Source organism: Streptomyces sp. WY228 (assembly GCF_019287315.1).
GTDB classification, from domain to species: Bacteria; Actinomycetota; Actinomycetes; order Streptomycetales; family Streptomycetaceae; genus Streptomyces; species Streptomyces caviscabies.
In genome coordinates, this window is the sequence record NZ_CP079114.1 from 1,160,617 (window position 1) to 1,174,137 (window position 13,521).

The following is a 13,521-nucleotide window of genomic DNA, read 5'->3' on the forward strand; positions in this document are numbered from 1 at the left end:
ACGGTTTGTGGGGGACCTGATGGACATCGGCACACAGGGCGCTGGAGCCCCTGCCGACCTCGCCTGGCTGCGTGGCATGGACGCCTACACGATGGGCGCCTACCCGCAGGCCGAGGAGGAGTTCAGAGCCGCGGTGCGGTTCGATCCCGGCATGGCGGACGGCTGGCTCGGCCTCCACGCGCTGCGCATCGACACCACCACGGCCCTGTTGCGCATGTACCGGCACCGCGACCGCTTCGGTGAACAGCGCGCACGCCACCGACGTACGCTCAACTCCTGGTACTGGCTGGGCTGGTGGGTGCAGCCGGTGCTGGAGAGTCCGCGCGATCTGCTGCTGGCGCACGCCTCGCACTGGCTGGACGGGCGCCATGTGCCGGAGCTGGACCGGGCGTTGGCCGGGCTGCCGCCGGTGGACGCGGATCCGCAGGTGCGGTTCCTGCACGCCTGTCGCTCGTATCTGGTCAAGGACTGGGAGCAGTTGGTGCGCTGCACCGAGCAGCTCGTCGACGATCCGATGCTGGGCATCGAGGCGGGGCTGTTCGGCGGGATGGCGCGGGTCCGGCTGGAGATGTTCGGGCAGGCGGAGCCGCTGCTGTCGGCCGCGCTGATGCGCTGCCGCAGCGAGCAGCCGCAGCGCAAGGAGCTGCGCTACTGGCTGGCGCGGGCCCACGAGGGCACCGGGCGCAGTGCGGCCGCCCTGCCGCTGTACCGGGCGGTGCACCGGGTCGACCCGGCGTTCATGGACACCTCCGCCCGGCTGGCGGCGCTCGTGGAGGGCGACGGGTACGACGAGTCGGCGGACCTGGCCGCGGTGACCCTGACCGGTTTCGGTGCGGGGGTCCCGGGGGCGGAGGCGCAGCCGGAGGGCGACGCGCTGCTCGGCACCGATCTGGTGGACGGGCGCGAGTCCTGGCCGGTGGGCGAGGCGGGGCTGCTCGGCGACGAGCCGGCGCCCGGCCCGACCGTGCCCGTGGAGGGCGCCCGCCGCACCAGGACCCGTAAGCCGCCGCCCTTCCCGGCCGGGCCCAGCGATCCCGCCCTGCTGGCCGAGGCGCTGGCGCAGCTGGAGCGCATGGTCGGTCTCGAACCGGTGAAGCGTCAGGTCAAGGCGCTCTCCGCGCAGTTGAACATGGCCCGGCGGCGGGCCGAGCAGGGCCTGCCCGTCCAGCCGCCGAAGCGCCACTTCGTCTTCTCCGGCCCCTCCGGCACCGGCAAGACCACGGTGGCGCGCATCCTGGGCCGGGTCTTCTACGCCCTCGGTCTGCTCGGCGGCGATCATCTGGTCGAGGCCCAACGGTCGGATCTAGTCGGGGAGTTCCTGGGGCAGACGGCGGTCAAGGCCAATGAGCTGATCGACTCGGCGCTCGGCGGGGTGCTGTTCGTCGACGAGGCGTACAGCCTGGCCAACTCCGGTTACAGCAAGGGCGACGCGTACGGCGACGAGGCGCTCCAGGTGCTCCTCAAGCGGGCCGAGGACAACCGGGACCATCTCGTCGTCATCCTCGCGGGCTACCCGGAGGGCATGGACCGGCTGCTCGCCACCAATCCGGGGCTCTCCTCCCGTTTCACCAGCCGGGTCGACTTCCCCAGCTACCGGCCGCTCGAACTCACCGCGATCGGCAGCGTCCTGGCCGCCGAGAACGACGACGTGTGGGACGAGGAGGCGGTGGACGAGCTGCGTTCCATCAGCGGCCATGTGGTGGACCAGGGCTGGATCGACGAGCTGGGCAACGGCCGTTTCCTGCGGACGCTGTACGAGAAGAGCTGCGCCTACCGTGATCTGCGGCTCTCCGGCTATCCGGGCGAGCTGACCCGGGAGGACCTGTCGACGCTGCGGCTCCCGGACCTGATGCAGGCCTACGGCGAGGTGCTGTCGGGGCGCGGTCCGGTGGGCCGGGGCAAGCAGGAGCCCGGCGCGGTGTGACAGCGTGCCGGGAGCGTCGGCCCCCGGCACGGTGTCACGTCAGTGCACCAGAGCCCCGGACGCCGGGAGCCCCGGCGTCTTCGGCACGTCCACCGGGCGGCGGGGCACCGACACCGACCGGTGGGCCGGGTCGCGCACCTCCCCCACCAGCATCTCCAGGACGTCCTCCATGGCGACCAGACCGAGGACCCGGCCCGATCCGTCCGCGACCTGCGCCAGATGCGTCGCGGCGCGGCGCATCACGGTCAGGGCGTCGTCGAGCGGGAGTTCGGCCCGTACGGTCGCCATCGGGCGCCAGATCTGCTGCGGGACCGCCCGGTCGGCGTCCTCCAGCTCCAGGACGTCCTTGACGTGGAGGTAGCCCATGAAGGGGCCGCCGCCGTCCGCGCAGACCGGGAAGCGGGAGAAGCCGGTGCGCACCGTCAGCTCCTCGATCCGGCGCGGGGTCACGGACGGGTCGACCGTGACCAGGGAGGCCCGCTCCAGCAGGACGTCGGCGACGGGCCTGCTGCCCAGTTCGAGGGCGTCCTCCAGTCGTTCGGCGGCCTCCGGTCCGAGGAGACCGGCCTGTCCGGAGTCCTCCACGAGCCGGTTGAGCTGCTCGCTGGTGAAGACGGCCTCCACCTCGTCCTTCGGCTCCACGCCGAACAGCCGCAGCACCAGTCCGGCGCAGGCGCCGAGCGCGGTGGTGACCGGGCGGCAGAGCCGGGCGAAGGCGACCAGGCCGGGGCTGAGCCAGAGCGCGGTCCGCTCGGGCGCCGCCATCGCGAGGTTCTTCGGGACCATCTCGCCGATGACCAGGTGCAGGACGACCACGGACAGCAGCGCGAGGGCGAAGCCGAGGGGGTGGACGAGTCCGTCGGGGACGTGCGCCGCGTGGAAGACCGGCTCCAGGAGATGGGCGACGGTCGGCTCGGCGACGGCTCCGAGGGTGAGGGAGCAGACGGTGATGCCGAACTGGGCGGCGGCCATCATCTGCGGCAGGTTCTCCAGGCCGTGCAGGACCGTGCGGGCCCGGCCCGACCCCTGGGCGGCCAGCGGTTCGATCTGGCTGCGGCGGACGGAGACGAGGGCGAACTCGGCGCCGACGAAGAAGCCGTTCGCCAGCACGAGGAGGGCGGCGAGGAGGAGTTGGAACATGCTCATCGCGCGGCCTCCAGCAGGCCGGGGGCGGCCGTCTCCGGCAGCGGGCCGGGCGTCCGGGTGAATCGGACCCGTTCGGCGCGGTTGTGGCCGACCTGGCGGACGGAGATCCGCCAGCCGGGGAGTTCGGCCCGGTCGCCGGGGGCGGGGATGCGGCCCAGGAGTTCCGCGACGAGCCCGGCGACGGTCTCGTACGGTCCGTCGGGGACGTCCAGGCCGCTGCGGCGCAGGGTGTGGACCCGGCAGCTGCCCTCGGCGTCCCACACCGGGCGGCCGTCCTCGCCGGTGGCGGTGGTCAGCTCGGGGCGGTCGGAGCCCTCGGCGTCGTGCTCGTCGCGGACCTCGCCGACGAGTTCCTCGATGATGTCCTCCAGGGTGACGACGCCGGCGGTGCCGCCGTACTCGTCGACGACCACGGCTATGGGCTGTTCGTGGCGCAGTCGCCGCAGCAGGTGTTCCACCGGCAGCGTGCCGGGCACCAGCAGCGGGGCGACGGCGATCCGTCCGGCCGGGGTGCGCAGGCGCTCGTGGGCGGGGACGACGAGGGCGTCCTTGAGGTGGACCATGCCGATGACCTCGTCGATGCGGTCCCGGTAGACCGGGAAGCGGGAGAGGCCGGTGGCGCGGGTGAGGTTGAGGACGTCCTCGGCGGTCGCGGAGGAGTGCAGGGCGCTGACCTTCACCCGGGGGGTCATGACGTGCTGGGCGGTGAGGCCGGCCAGCGAGAGGGTCCGGACGAAGAGGTCGGCGGTGTCCTGTTCCAGGGCCCCGGCCTCGGCGGAGTGCCGGGCGAGGGAGACCAGTTCGCCCGGGGTGCGGGCGGAGGCCAGTTCGTCGGTGGGCTCGACGCCCAGGAGGCGCACCAGCCGGTTGGCCAGGGCGTTGAGGAGGGTGATCACCGGTCGCAGGAGCGCGGCGAAGCGGGCCTGCGGTCCGGCGACGAAGCGGGCCACCTGGAGCGGCCGGGAGACGGCCCAGTTCTTGGGCACGAGTTCGCCGACGATCATCTGGACGGCGGAGGCCAGCAGCATGCCGATGACGACGGCGACCCCGGACACGGCCCCGGCGGGCAGTCCGGTGGCGGTGAGGGGTCCGGCGAGCAGCCGGGCCAGGGCCGGTTCGGCGAGCATGCCCACCACCAGGGAGGTGATGGTGATGCCGAGCTGGGTGCCGGAGAGCTGGAAGGAGAGTTCGCGCAGGGCTTCGACGACGGTACGGGCCCGTCGGTCGCCCTCGGCGGCGGCGCGTTCGGCGTCGGGCCGGTCCACGGTGACGAGCCCGAATTCGGCTGCCACGAAGAACCCGTTGGCGAGGATGAGGAGGAAGGCCGCCGCGAGGAGCAGCAGGGGGGTGGTCATGAGGCCGCCGCCTCCGGGGAAGGGGCGGCGCAGGTACTACCGGACGATCCGTCCATTGCTGGAGGGAGTCACTCCTTGGGTCGCAGGAAGAACCCCGCGGGCCCGGGATAGGGCCGTGGTACGGGCGGGGCGGGGCGCACGGGGCGCCGCCGCCCACCAGAGTAGACAAGAAGGCCCCGCGTCGGGCAGGGGCTCAGCCGCTGCCGGGGGTGTCGTCGTTCCCGGTGCCGCGCGACTCGGCGAGGTCGCGCAGGGCGCGGGCGTCGCGGATGGCCTGCTGCTTGGCCAGGCCGGGCTGGATGCCGAGGGCGGGCAGGCTGGTGCCGTCGCTGAGGTCGAGGAAGACCCAGGGGTCGCCGGAGCGCAGGTTGACGCGGAGGATCTCCTCCCACGCCAGCCTGCGGGACCGGGTGAGGTTGACGACGGTGACCCCGGAGTCGTCGGCGGTGACCCGGGGCCTGCTGAGCAGGGCCAGGACACCGAAGAAGAGGGCCGCGACGAAGATGAAGCTGACCCGCTCCCCCGGGTTGAGCCGCTCCAGCATCAGGGCGATGACCGTGATGACGAGGAACATCGCCAGGCCCACGCTCAGCAGGACCACCCGGGTGAGGATGGGCCGGAAGGTGACCGGCAGGGCGGGGAGTTCGGGCCTGGGCGCGGACATCGGGTCTTCTCTCGGGGGTGCGGGGTGGCCGGTGCCGTCAGAGGCGGCAGGCGTGGATGGCCGTGGTGAGGATGGCGCGGGCGCCGAGCTCGTACAGGTCGTCCATGATCCGCTGGGCCTCCTTGGCGGCGACCATGGAACGGACGGCGACCCAGCCCTCGTGGTGCAGCGGGGAGATGGTCGGCGACTCCAGGCCCGGGGTGAGGGCGACGGCGCGCTCCAGGTGCTCGACGCGGCAGTCGTAGTCCATCATCACGTAGGACCGGGCGACCAGGACGCCCTGGAGGCGGCGGAGGAACTGCTGCACCTTGGGGTCGTCGGCGGGGGCGCCGTTGCGCCGGATGACGACGGCCTCGGAGGTCATGATCGGCTCGCCGATCACCTCAAGACCGGCGTTGCGCAGGCTGGTGCCGGTCTCCACCACGTCGGCGATGATCTGGGCGACACCCAGCTCGATGGCGGTCTCGACCGCGCCGTCGAGGTGGACGACGGAGGCCTTGACGCCCGCCTTGTCGAGGTGGTTGGCGACGATGCCCTCGTAGGAGGTGGCGATCGTCATGCCGTCGAAGTCCTGCGGGCCCGCCGCGGTGCCGGGCTTGGTGGCGTAGCGGAAGGTGGAGCGGGCGAAGCCGAGCTGGAGGATCTCCTCGGAGTCGGCGCCGGAGTCCAGCAGCAGGTCGCGGCCGGTGATGCCGATGTCGAGCTTGCCGGAGCTGACGTAGATCGCGATGTCGCGCGGGCGGAGGTAGAAGAACTCCACCTCGTTCTCCGGGTCGACCAGGACCAGCTCTTTGGACTCCTTGCGCTGCTGGTAGCCGGCCTCATGGAGCATCGCCATCGCAGGCCCGGAGAGTGAACCCTTGTTGGGGACGGCGATGCGCAGCATGAGGTCGGCTTCCTTCGTGCGGAGGGGAGAGATGAGAGACGGGGCGTGCGGAGCTCGGGACCGGCTCAGAGATGGGCGTAGACGTCGTCGAGCGAGATACCGCGCGCGACCATCATCACCTGGACGTGGTACAGCAGCTGGGAGATCTCCTCGGCGGCGGCTTCCTTGCCCTCGTACTCGGCGGCCATCCAGACCTCGGCGGCCTCCTCGACGACCTTCTTGCCGATGGCATGGACGCCCTTGTCCACCAGTTCGGCGGTGCGGGAGGTCGCGGGGTCGCCTTCGGCGGCCTTGAGCTGGAGCTCGGTGAAGAGCTCTTCAAAGGTCTTGTTCGCCATGATGGTCCTCAGAATACGGGGTCGCCGGGGCGCACTCAGCGCCAGGGTTCGCTGACGGTGCGCAGCGTGGCCGCGGTGGCCACGGCGGCGGTGACCGCTTCGTGCCCCTTGTCCTCGTTGGACCCTTCGAGGCCGGCCCGGTCGAGCGCCTGCTCCTCGGTGTCGCAGGTCAGTACGCCGAAGCCGACGGGAACACCGGTGTCGACGGTGACCTGGGTGAGGCCGAGGGTGACGCCCTGGGAGACGTACTCGAAGTGGGGGGTGCCGCCGCGGATGACCACGCCGAGGGCGACGATCGCGTCGTAGCCGCGTCCGGCGAGCACCTTGGCGACAACGGGCAGCTCGAAGGAGCCCGGCACGCGGAGCAGGGTGGGCTCGTCGATGCCCAGCTCGCGCAGGGCGCGCAGGGCGCCGTCGACGAGGCCGTCCATGACCTTCTCGTGCCACTGGGCCGCGATCACGGCCACGCGCAGGTCGCCGCAGTTGCGTACGGACAGTTCGGGTGCACCCTTGCCGCTCATGTTTCTCCTGAAGACGCTGATGTGGGAATGGTCGTTACTGGTTGGCGCAGGTCGACGCGGGGGCGTCGAGCCAGGGCAGATCGTGGCCCATGCGGTCGCGCTTGGTGCGCAGGTAGCGCAGGTTGTGTTCGCCGGCCTGGACGGGCATGGGCTCGCGGCCGGTGACGGCGAGACCGTGGCGGACGACGGCCTCGGTCTTGTCGGGGTTGTTGGTCATCAGCCGCAGGCTGGTGACGCCGAGGTCGGCGAGGATCCGGGCGCCGGCCGCGTAGTCGCGGGCGTCGGCGGGCAGGCCGAGCTCCAGGTTGGCGTCGAGGGTGTCCACGCCGCGCTCCTGGAGTTCGTACGCGCGCAGCTTGGAGAGCAGGCCGATGCCGCGCCCCTCGTGGCCGCGCAGATAGACGACGACGCCCCGGCCCTCCTCGGTGATGCGCCGCATGGAGGCGTGCAGCTGGGGGCCGCAGTCGCAGCGCTGGGACTGGAAGATGTCGCCGGTCAGGCACTCGGAGTGGATCCGGACGAGGATGTCCTCGCCGTCGCCGATCTCGCCGTGGACCAGGGCGACGTGCTCGACGCCGTCGACGGTGGAGCGGTAGCCGTACGCGGTGAAGTCGCCGAACGCGGTGGGCAGCCGGGTCTCCGCCTCGCGGCGGACGGTCGGCTCGTTGCCGCGGCGGTAGGCGATCAGGTCCTCGATGGAGATGATCGTCAGTCCGTGCTTGCGGGCGAAGGGCACCAGCTCGGGCAGCCGGAGCATCACGCCGTCCTCGCCGGCGATCTCGACGATCGCGCCGGCCGGGCGCAGTCCGGCGAGCCGGGCGAGGTCGACAGCGGCCTCGGTGTGGCCGTTGCGGACGAGGACGCCGCCGGAGCGGGCGCGCAGCGGGAAGATGTGACCGGGCCGGACGAAGTCGCCGGGGCCGGCGACGCCGCCCGCGAGCATCCGCAGGGTGGTGGCGCGGTCGGCGGCGGAGATGCCGGTGGAGACGCCGTGGGCGGCGGAGGCGTCGACGGAGACGGTGAAGGCGGTCTGCATCGACTCGGTGTTGTGCTGGACCATCTGCGGGAGGTCGAGGCGTTCCAGCTCGTCGCTCTCCATGGGCGCGCAGATCAGGCCGCGGCACTCGCTCATCATGAAGGCGACGATCTCGGGGGTGGCCTTCTCGGCGGCGATGACGAGGTCGCCCTCGTTCTCGCGGTCCTCGTCGTCCACGACGACGACGGGTCGGCCTGCGGCGATGTCACGGATGGCCTGCTCGACCGGGTCCAGCGAGAGGTCCTCGGCGAGCGGGTCGTGGCCGGGGTGCAGCCAGGTGGGCTGAGCAGTCATGCCGTGGCTCCTTCCAGAGCGGGTGTCCGCGTACGCAGCCACCAGTCGCGCATGCCCCACAGGACGAGCGCGCCGTAGATGATGTAGACGAAGCCGGAGAAGGCGAAGCCGTTGGCGAAGTTCAGCGGGACGCCGACCAGGTCGACCAGCAGCCAGGCGAACCAGAACTCGACCATGCCCTTGGCCTGGGCGTACATCGCGACGACGGTGCCGACGAAGATGTACGCGTCCGGCCACGGGTCCCAGGACAGCGACGGGAAGGCGGTGAACAGGCCGCCGACGGCGAGGGTGCCGAGGGCGGCGGCGCCGATCAGCACGCCGCGCTCGCGCCAGGTGGCGAAGCGGACGGCGATGGAGCCGTCCTGGGCCCGCTGCCTGCCGCGGTTCCAGGACCACCAGCCCCACAGGGCGACGACGATGACGACCAGCTGCTTGCCCGCGCTGCCGGAGAGGTGGGCGGAGGCGAAGGCGACCAGGAGGATGGCGCCGGAGAGCAGCTGGGCGGGCCAGGTCCAGATGGAGCGTCGCCAGCCGAGGGCCAGGGCGACCAGGCCGATGATGTTGCCGATCATGTCCGACCACTTGATGTGCTGGCCGAACACGGTGAAGGCCTCGGAGTTGAGCCAGGATGCGGCGTTCATCGCGGGTCCTGTCCGGCCCGGTCGCCGAGCATCCGCTCGACGTACTTGGCGACGACGTCCACTTCCAGGTTGACCGGGTCGCCGGGCTGCTTGTGGCCGAGCGTGGTCAGGTCGAGGGTGGTGGGGATGAGGCTGATGGTGAAGTGGTCGGCCGCCGCGTCGACGACGGTGAGGCTGACGCCGTCGACGGTGATGGAGCCCTTCTCCACGACGTAGCGGGTCAGCTCGGGCGGCAGCGAGACCTTGACGATCTCCCAGTGCTCGGAGGGGGTGCGCTCGACGATGGTGCCGGTGCCGTCCACATGGCCCTGGACGAGGTGTCCGCCGAGCCGGCCGCCGAGCTCCATCGGGCGTTCCAGGTTGACCCGGGAGCCGGGGGCGAGCGCGCCGAGGCTGGAGCGCTTCAGCGTCTCGGCCATCACGTCGGCGGTGAATTCGCCCTCCGCGGTGTCCACGACGGTGAGGCAGACGCCGTTCACCGCGATGGAGTCGCCGTGCTTGGCGCCCTCGGTGACGACGGGGCCGCGCAGCCGGAAGCGGGAGGCGTCCGACAGCCGCTCGACGGCGGTGACCTCACCCAGTTCTTCGACAATTCCGGTGAACACTCAGTTTCCCTTCCGAGCAGGGGCGGGGACGGCGGTGATGCGCAGATCGGGGCCGATGGGCACGGTCTCGGTCACATCGAGGCGCAACGCCCCGGAGATGGTGGAGATTCCGGCGTCGGCGAGGGCGGCGGGGCCCGCGCCGAGCAGGACCGGGGCGAGATAGCCGACGACCTTGTCGACCTTCCCGGCGGCGACGAAGGCTCCGGCGAGGGTGGGCCCGCCTTCGAGGAGTACGGAGCGGACGCCGCGCTCGTGCACGGCGGCGAGGAGGGCGTCGAGGTCCAGGCCGCGTCCGGCGGCGCGGGGCAGCCGCAGGACGGCGGCCTCGGGGAGGTGATCGGCCGGGGCGTCCTCGGCCACGGCGACCAGCGTGGGCGCGGTGTCGTCCAGGACCCGGGCGCCGGGCCGCACGGCGGAGGCGTTCGTGTCGACGACGACCCGCAGCGGCTGGGTGGCGCCGTCGACGCCGCGTACGCCCAGCTGCGGGTCGTCGGTCCGGGCGGTGCCGGACCCGACGAGCACGGCGTCGGCCTCGGCGCGCAGCCGGTGGACGTCGGCGCGGGCCTCGGGCGAGGTGATCCAGCGGCTGGTGGCGTCGGCGGCGGCGATCCGGCCGTCGAGCGTGGCGGCGTACTTCCACAGGACGTACGGCCGGCCGAGGCGCACCGAGGTGAGCCAGGCGGCGTTGCCCGCCTCGGCCTCGTCGGCGAGGAGGCCCTGCTCCACCCGGACCCCGGCCGCGCGCAGGGTGTCGCCACCGCCGGTGGCCTGCGGGTTCGGGTCGCCGACCGCGTACACGACACGGCTGATCCCGGCGGCCAGGAGGGCCTGGGCGCAGGGGCCGGTGCGGCCGGTGTGGTTACAGGGTTCGAGGGTGACGTAGGCGGTGGAGCCGCGGGCCCGCTCGCCGGCCGCGCGCAGGGCGTGGACCTCGGCGTGCGGCCCTCCGGCGCGCTGGTGGAAGCCTTCGCCGACCAGGTTTCCGGCGGCGTCGGTGATCACACAGCCGACGACCGGATTGGGGCTGGTGGAGCCGAGACCGCGCGCCGCGAGCGTGATCGCTCGGCGCATGGCGGTGATGTCGGCTGCGGTGTCCACCGGGTCCTCCTGCCTCTTCGGGCACGGACTCCGGGGCCTGTCGATGACGACAGATGAAGCGGCTGATCAGGGGAAACGCCGAAATCCCGAGAACGGGAAACGCCAGGAACGCACGGAGTCCGGGAGATTCCCGGCCATGCGTCCGCCGACGGCGGCGTACCGATGACAAACCGCCGCGCACTGCCTCCCATCCGGACTTTCACCGTCGGTCCAGGAATTTCACCTGGTCAACCGGCCGCTGGCTGCGGACGGGTCGCGGACTGTAACCGCCGGTTCGGAATTGCACCGACCCCGGAGTGCGCTGCTATTGGTACGCAACCAGTCTGCCACGGTCGCCTCTCGGCCATGCGGGTGAGGGCTGTGGGCTGGGTCACAGCGGGCGCGGTGGATCCCTGGCGTGTTCACGTCGGCGCGAAGTCGACAACGTAGTCATCGACGCGGCAGCGGAAAAGTTGACCGTTAAAGGTCCAGACCTATTGACGCACTGGTCTAGTCCTCTTAACCTCTGCGTCACCTCCGAGGTTCGGTCCGGCGGTGTGCGCACACCAGGACCCCGACACGACCCACCCCTTTGCCAGTTGTGTTCTGCCGACCTCCCCAGGAGGAACGACCACATGCTGTCCCCCACCCGAGCGAGAGCCACCCTGCTCGCCGCCGGCGCCGCCGTCGCCGGACTGCTGTTGAGTTCACTCGCCGCAGGTCCGTCGGCCGCCGCCGCCGACCAGACCTCCTGTCGCCCCGACGGGCTGTATCAGACCCCCGGCGTCGACGTCCCCTACTGTTCGGTCTACGACGCCGACGGCCGCGAGAAGATGGGCGCCGACCACCAGCGGCGCGTCATCGGTTACTTCACCAACTGGCGTACCGGCAAGGACGGCAAGGACGCCTACCTGGTCCCGGACATCCCGTGGGACAAGGTCACGCACCTCAACTACGCCTTCGCGCACGTCGACGGGTCCAACAAGCTCTCGGTCGGCCCCGACAGCGCCGACAACGCCTCCACCGGCATGACCTGGCCCGGTGTCGAAGGCGCGGAGATGGACCCGGCGCTCCCCTACAAGGGGCACTTCAACCTGCTGACGAAGTACAAGAAGCAGCACCCGAACGTGAAGACCCTGGTCTCCGTGGGCGGTTGGGCCGAGACGGGCGGCTACTTCGGCCCCGACGGCGAGCGCGTCGACTCGGGCGGCTTCTACTCGATGGCCACCAACGCCGACGGCTCGGTCAACCAGGCGGGCATCAACACCTTCGCCGACTCGGCCGTCGACTTCATCAAGAAGTACGGCTTCAACGGCGTCGACATCGACTACGAGTACGCGACCTCGATGAAGGACGCGGGCAACCCGCTGGACCACGCACTGTCCAACGGCCGACGCGCCGGGCTGGTCAAGGGCTACGACGCCCTGATGAAGACGCTGCGCGAGAAGCTCGACCGCGCGGGCGAGGCCGACGGCAAGCACTACCTGCTGACCGTCGCCGCCCCCTCCTCCGGCTATCTGCTGCGGGGCATGGAGACGTACCAGATGCAGAAGTACCTGGACTACGTCAACATCATGTCCTACGACCTGCACGGCGCCTGGAACGAGTACGTCGGCCCGAACGCCTCCCTGTTCGACGACGGCAAGGACGCCGAACTGGCGCAGGCGGGCGTGTACTCCACCTCGCAGTACGGCGGCACCGGCTACCTCAACACCGACTGGGCCTACCACTACTTCCGCGGCTCGATGCCGGCCGGCCGGATCAACATCGGCCTGCCGTACTACACCCGCGGCTTCAAGAACGTGCAGGGCGGCACCGACGGCCTGTGGGGCAAGGCGGCCACGACCGACTGCCCGGCGGGCGCGGGTCTGACCAAGTGCGGTGACGGCGCGGTCGGCATCGACAACCTGTGGCACGACAAGGACACCAACGGCAAGGAATCGCCCGCCGGTTCCAACCCGATGTGGCACGCGAAGAACCTGGAGAAGGGCATCGTCGGCGACTACGTCACCGACTACGGCTTCCCCGCGAGCACCCAGCTGACCGGCACGTACGCCCGTAAGTACGACTCCACGCTGGTCGCCCCGTGGCTCTGGAACGCCGAGAAGAAGGTGTTCCTCTCCACCGAGGACGAGCAGTCGGTGAAGGCCAAGGCCGACTACGTCGTGGACCAGGGCATCGGCGGCACGATGATCTGGGAGCTGGCGGGCGACTATCAGTGGAACGCGGCCAAGGGCCAGTACGAGACCGGCTCCACGCTGACGACCGCGATGTACGACGCGTTCAAGTCGGCGGCCCCGTACGGCGCGAAGCGCTCCACGATCGACCTGCCGACCGAGGCGCTGGACATCGACGTCTCCTTCGGACAGTTCCCGCTGGGCGACTCCAACTACCCGATCAGCCCCAAGCTGAAGATCACCAACCGGACCCAGGCCACGCTGCCCGGCGGTACGGAGTTCCAGTTCGACTACTCCACCTCCGCCCCGGCCAACGCCAAGGACCAGTCCGGCTTCGGTACGACGATCATCCGCAGCGACCACACGGCGGCCAACAACATCGGCGGCCTGAAGGGCGACTACAACCGCGTCTCGCTGAAGCTCCCGGCCTGGCAGACGCTGGCCCCGGGCGCCTCGGTGGAGCTGGACTTCGTCTACTACCTGCCCACCTCCACCCCGTCGAACTGGACCGTGACCTTCGGCGGGAAGTCCTACTCCCTCGCCGGTGACCTGGCCCGCGGCACCACCGTGGTCGAGCCCGGCACCGGGACCAGCCCCACGCCGACGCCGGACCCGACCGGGCCGACGCCGACCCCGACCCCGACGCAGCCGGGCGGCGACTGCTCGGCGGCGGCCTGGAACGCGGCCACCGAGTACACCGGCGGCTCCGTCGTCAGCCACGGCGGCCACGAGTGGAAGGCCTCGTGGTGGACGAAGGGCGAGACGCCCGGATCCACCGAGTGGGGCCCCTGGAAGGACCTCGGCGCCTGCTGAGGCCTCCCGCGCCCTCCGGCCCGGTGCGAGCGGCTCGCCCCGCT

At 71.4% G+C, this 13,521-nt stretch carries 12 protein-coding genes and 1 riboswitch; of the genes, 2 read left to right on the forward strand and 10 right to left on the reverse strand.

What is annotated here, in order from left to right; genetic code table 11:
• The first annotated feature begins 19 nt into the window (after positions 1-19).
• On the forward strand, positions 20-1,924 hold the full coding sequence (locus KV381_RS04720) for an AAA family ATPase (protein WP_030080330.1): 1,905 nt from the start codon (positions 20-22) through the stop codon (positions 1,922-1,924).
• A gap of 39 nt (positions 1,925-1,963) precedes the next feature.
• Here KV381_RS04720 and KV381_RS04725 read toward each other — a convergent pair whose 3' ends face one another.
• The 10 genes from KV381_RS04725 to ribD form a co-directional block, all read right to left on the reverse strand.
• The gene (locus KV381_RS04725; protein WP_030080333.1) at positions 1,964-3,070 is read right to left on the reverse strand and encodes a hemolysin family protein; all 1,107 of its coding nucleotides are present in this window, start codon (positions 3,068-3,070) and stop codon (positions 1,964-1,966) included.
• Positions 3,067-4,425, reverse strand: a complete 1,359-nt coding sequence (locus tag KV381_RS04730) for a hemolysin family protein (protein WP_218784702.1) — start codon at positions 4,423-4,425, stop codon at positions 3,067-3,069. The genes KV381_RS04725 and KV381_RS04730 overlap by 4 nt, the downstream gene beginning before the upstream one ends.
• A 193-nt stretch (positions 4,426-4,618) precedes the next feature.
• Complete coding sequence (locus KV381_RS04735) at positions 4,619-5,089, reverse strand: PH domain-containing protein (RefSeq protein WP_030080336.1); 471 nt, start codon at positions 5,087-5,089, stop codon at positions 4,619-4,621.
• Between the two features lie 37 nt (positions 5,090-5,126).
• Positions 5,127-5,975, reverse strand: a complete 849-nt coding sequence (gene hisG / locus KV381_RS04740; RefSeq protein ID WP_030080338.1) for an ATP phosphoribosyltransferase — start codon at positions 5,973-5,975, stop codon at positions 5,127-5,129.
• A gap of 65 nt (positions 5,976-6,040) precedes the next feature.
• Positions 6,041-6,313 (reverse strand): phosphoribosyl-ATP diphosphatase, encoded by a 273-nt coding sequence (locus KV381_RS04745; protein ID WP_003970410.1) that lies wholly within the window; start codon positions 6,311-6,313, stop codon positions 6,041-6,043.
• A gap of 35 nt (positions 6,314-6,348) precedes the next feature.
• The gene (gene ribH, locus KV381_RS04750) at positions 6,349-6,834 is read right to left on the reverse strand and encodes a 6,7-dimethyl-8-ribityllumazine synthase (protein ID WP_007453188.1); all 486 of its coding nucleotides are present in this window, start codon (positions 6,832-6,834) and stop codon (positions 6,349-6,351) included.
• Between the two features lie 34 nt (positions 6,835-6,868).
• Positions 6,869-8,164: a bifunctional 3,4-dihydroxy-2-butanone-4-phosphate synthase/GTP cyclohydrolase II gene (locus tag KV381_RS04755; protein ID WP_218784704.1), complete on the reverse strand. Its 1,296-nt coding sequence runs from the start codon at positions 8,162-8,164 to the stop codon at positions 6,869-6,871.
• Positions 8,161-8,805 (reverse strand): nicotinamide mononucleotide transporter family protein, encoded by a 645-nt coding sequence (locus KV381_RS04760; protein ID WP_218784706.1) that lies wholly within the window; start codon positions 8,803-8,805, stop codon positions 8,161-8,163. The genes KV381_RS04755 and KV381_RS04760 overlap by 4 nt, the downstream gene beginning before the upstream one ends.
• Positions 8,802-9,410 (reverse strand): riboflavin synthase, encoded by a 609-nt coding sequence (locus KV381_RS04765; protein ID WP_030080348.1) that lies wholly within the window; start codon positions 9,408-9,410, stop codon positions 8,802-8,804. The genes KV381_RS04760 and KV381_RS04765 overlap by 4 nt, the downstream gene beginning before the upstream one ends.
• Positions 9,411-10,508: a bifunctional diaminohydroxyphosphoribosylaminopyrimidine deaminase/5-amino-6-(5-phosphoribosylamino)uracil reductase RibD gene (gene ribD, locus KV381_RS04770; RefSeq protein WP_218784708.1), complete on the reverse strand. Its 1,098-nt coding sequence runs from the start codon at positions 10,506-10,508 to the stop codon at positions 9,411-9,413.
• A gap of 173 nt (positions 10,509-10,681) precedes the next feature.
• Positions 10,682-10,812: riboswitch (FMN riboswitch) on the reverse strand.
• A 310-nt stretch (positions 10,813-11,122) separates the two neighbouring features.
• Here ribD and KV381_RS04775 point away from each other — a divergent pair.
• The gene (locus KV381_RS04775) at positions 11,123-13,477 is read left to right on the forward strand and encodes a chitinase C-terminal domain-containing protein (RefSeq protein ID WP_218784710.1); all 2,355 of its coding nucleotides are present in this window, start codon (positions 11,123-11,125) and stop codon (positions 13,475-13,477) included.
• Positions 13,478-13,521: the final 44 nt, after the last annotated feature.

Excerpts from the sequence above, each read along its gene's own strand:
- KV381_RS04720 (WP_030080330.1), top strand. The coding sequence starts at position 20 with ATGGACATCGGCACACAGGGCGCTGGAGCCCCTGCCGACCTCGCCTGG.
- KV381_RS04725 (WP_030080333.1), bottom strand. The coding sequence starts at position 3,070 with ATGAGCATGTTCCAACTCCTCCTCGCCGCCCTCCTCGTGCTGGCGAAC.
- KV381_RS04730 (WP_218784702.1), bottom strand. The coding sequence starts at position 4,425 with ATGACCACCCCCCTGCTGCTCCTCGCGGCGGCCTTCCTCCTCATCCTC.
- KV381_RS04735 (WP_030080336.1), bottom strand. The coding sequence starts at position 5,089 with ATGTCCGCGCCCAGGCCCGAACTCCCCGCCCTGCCGGTCACCTTCCGG.
- hisG (WP_030080338.1), bottom strand. The coding sequence starts at position 5,975 with ATGCTGCGCATCGCCGTCCCCAACAAGGGTTCACTCTCCGGGCCTGCG.
- KV381_RS04745 (WP_003970410.1), bottom strand. The coding sequence starts at position 6,313 with ATGGCGAACAAGACCTTTGAAGAGCTCTTCACCGAGCTCCAGCTCAAG.
- ribH (WP_007453188.1), bottom strand. The coding sequence starts at position 6,834 with ATGAGCGGCAAGGGTGCACCCGAACTGTCCGTACGCAACTGCGGCGAC.
- KV381_RS04755 (WP_218784704.1), bottom strand. The coding sequence starts at position 8,164 with ATGACTGCTCAGCCCACCTGGCTGCACCCCGGCCACGACCCGCTCGCC.
- KV381_RS04760 (WP_218784706.1), bottom strand. The coding sequence starts at position 8,805 with ATGAACGCCGCATCCTGGCTCAACTCCGAGGCCTTCACCGTGTTCGGC.
- KV381_RS04775 (WP_218784710.1), top strand. The coding sequence starts at position 11,123 with ATGCTGTCCCCCACCCGAGCGAGAGCCACCCTGCTCGCCGCCGGCGCC.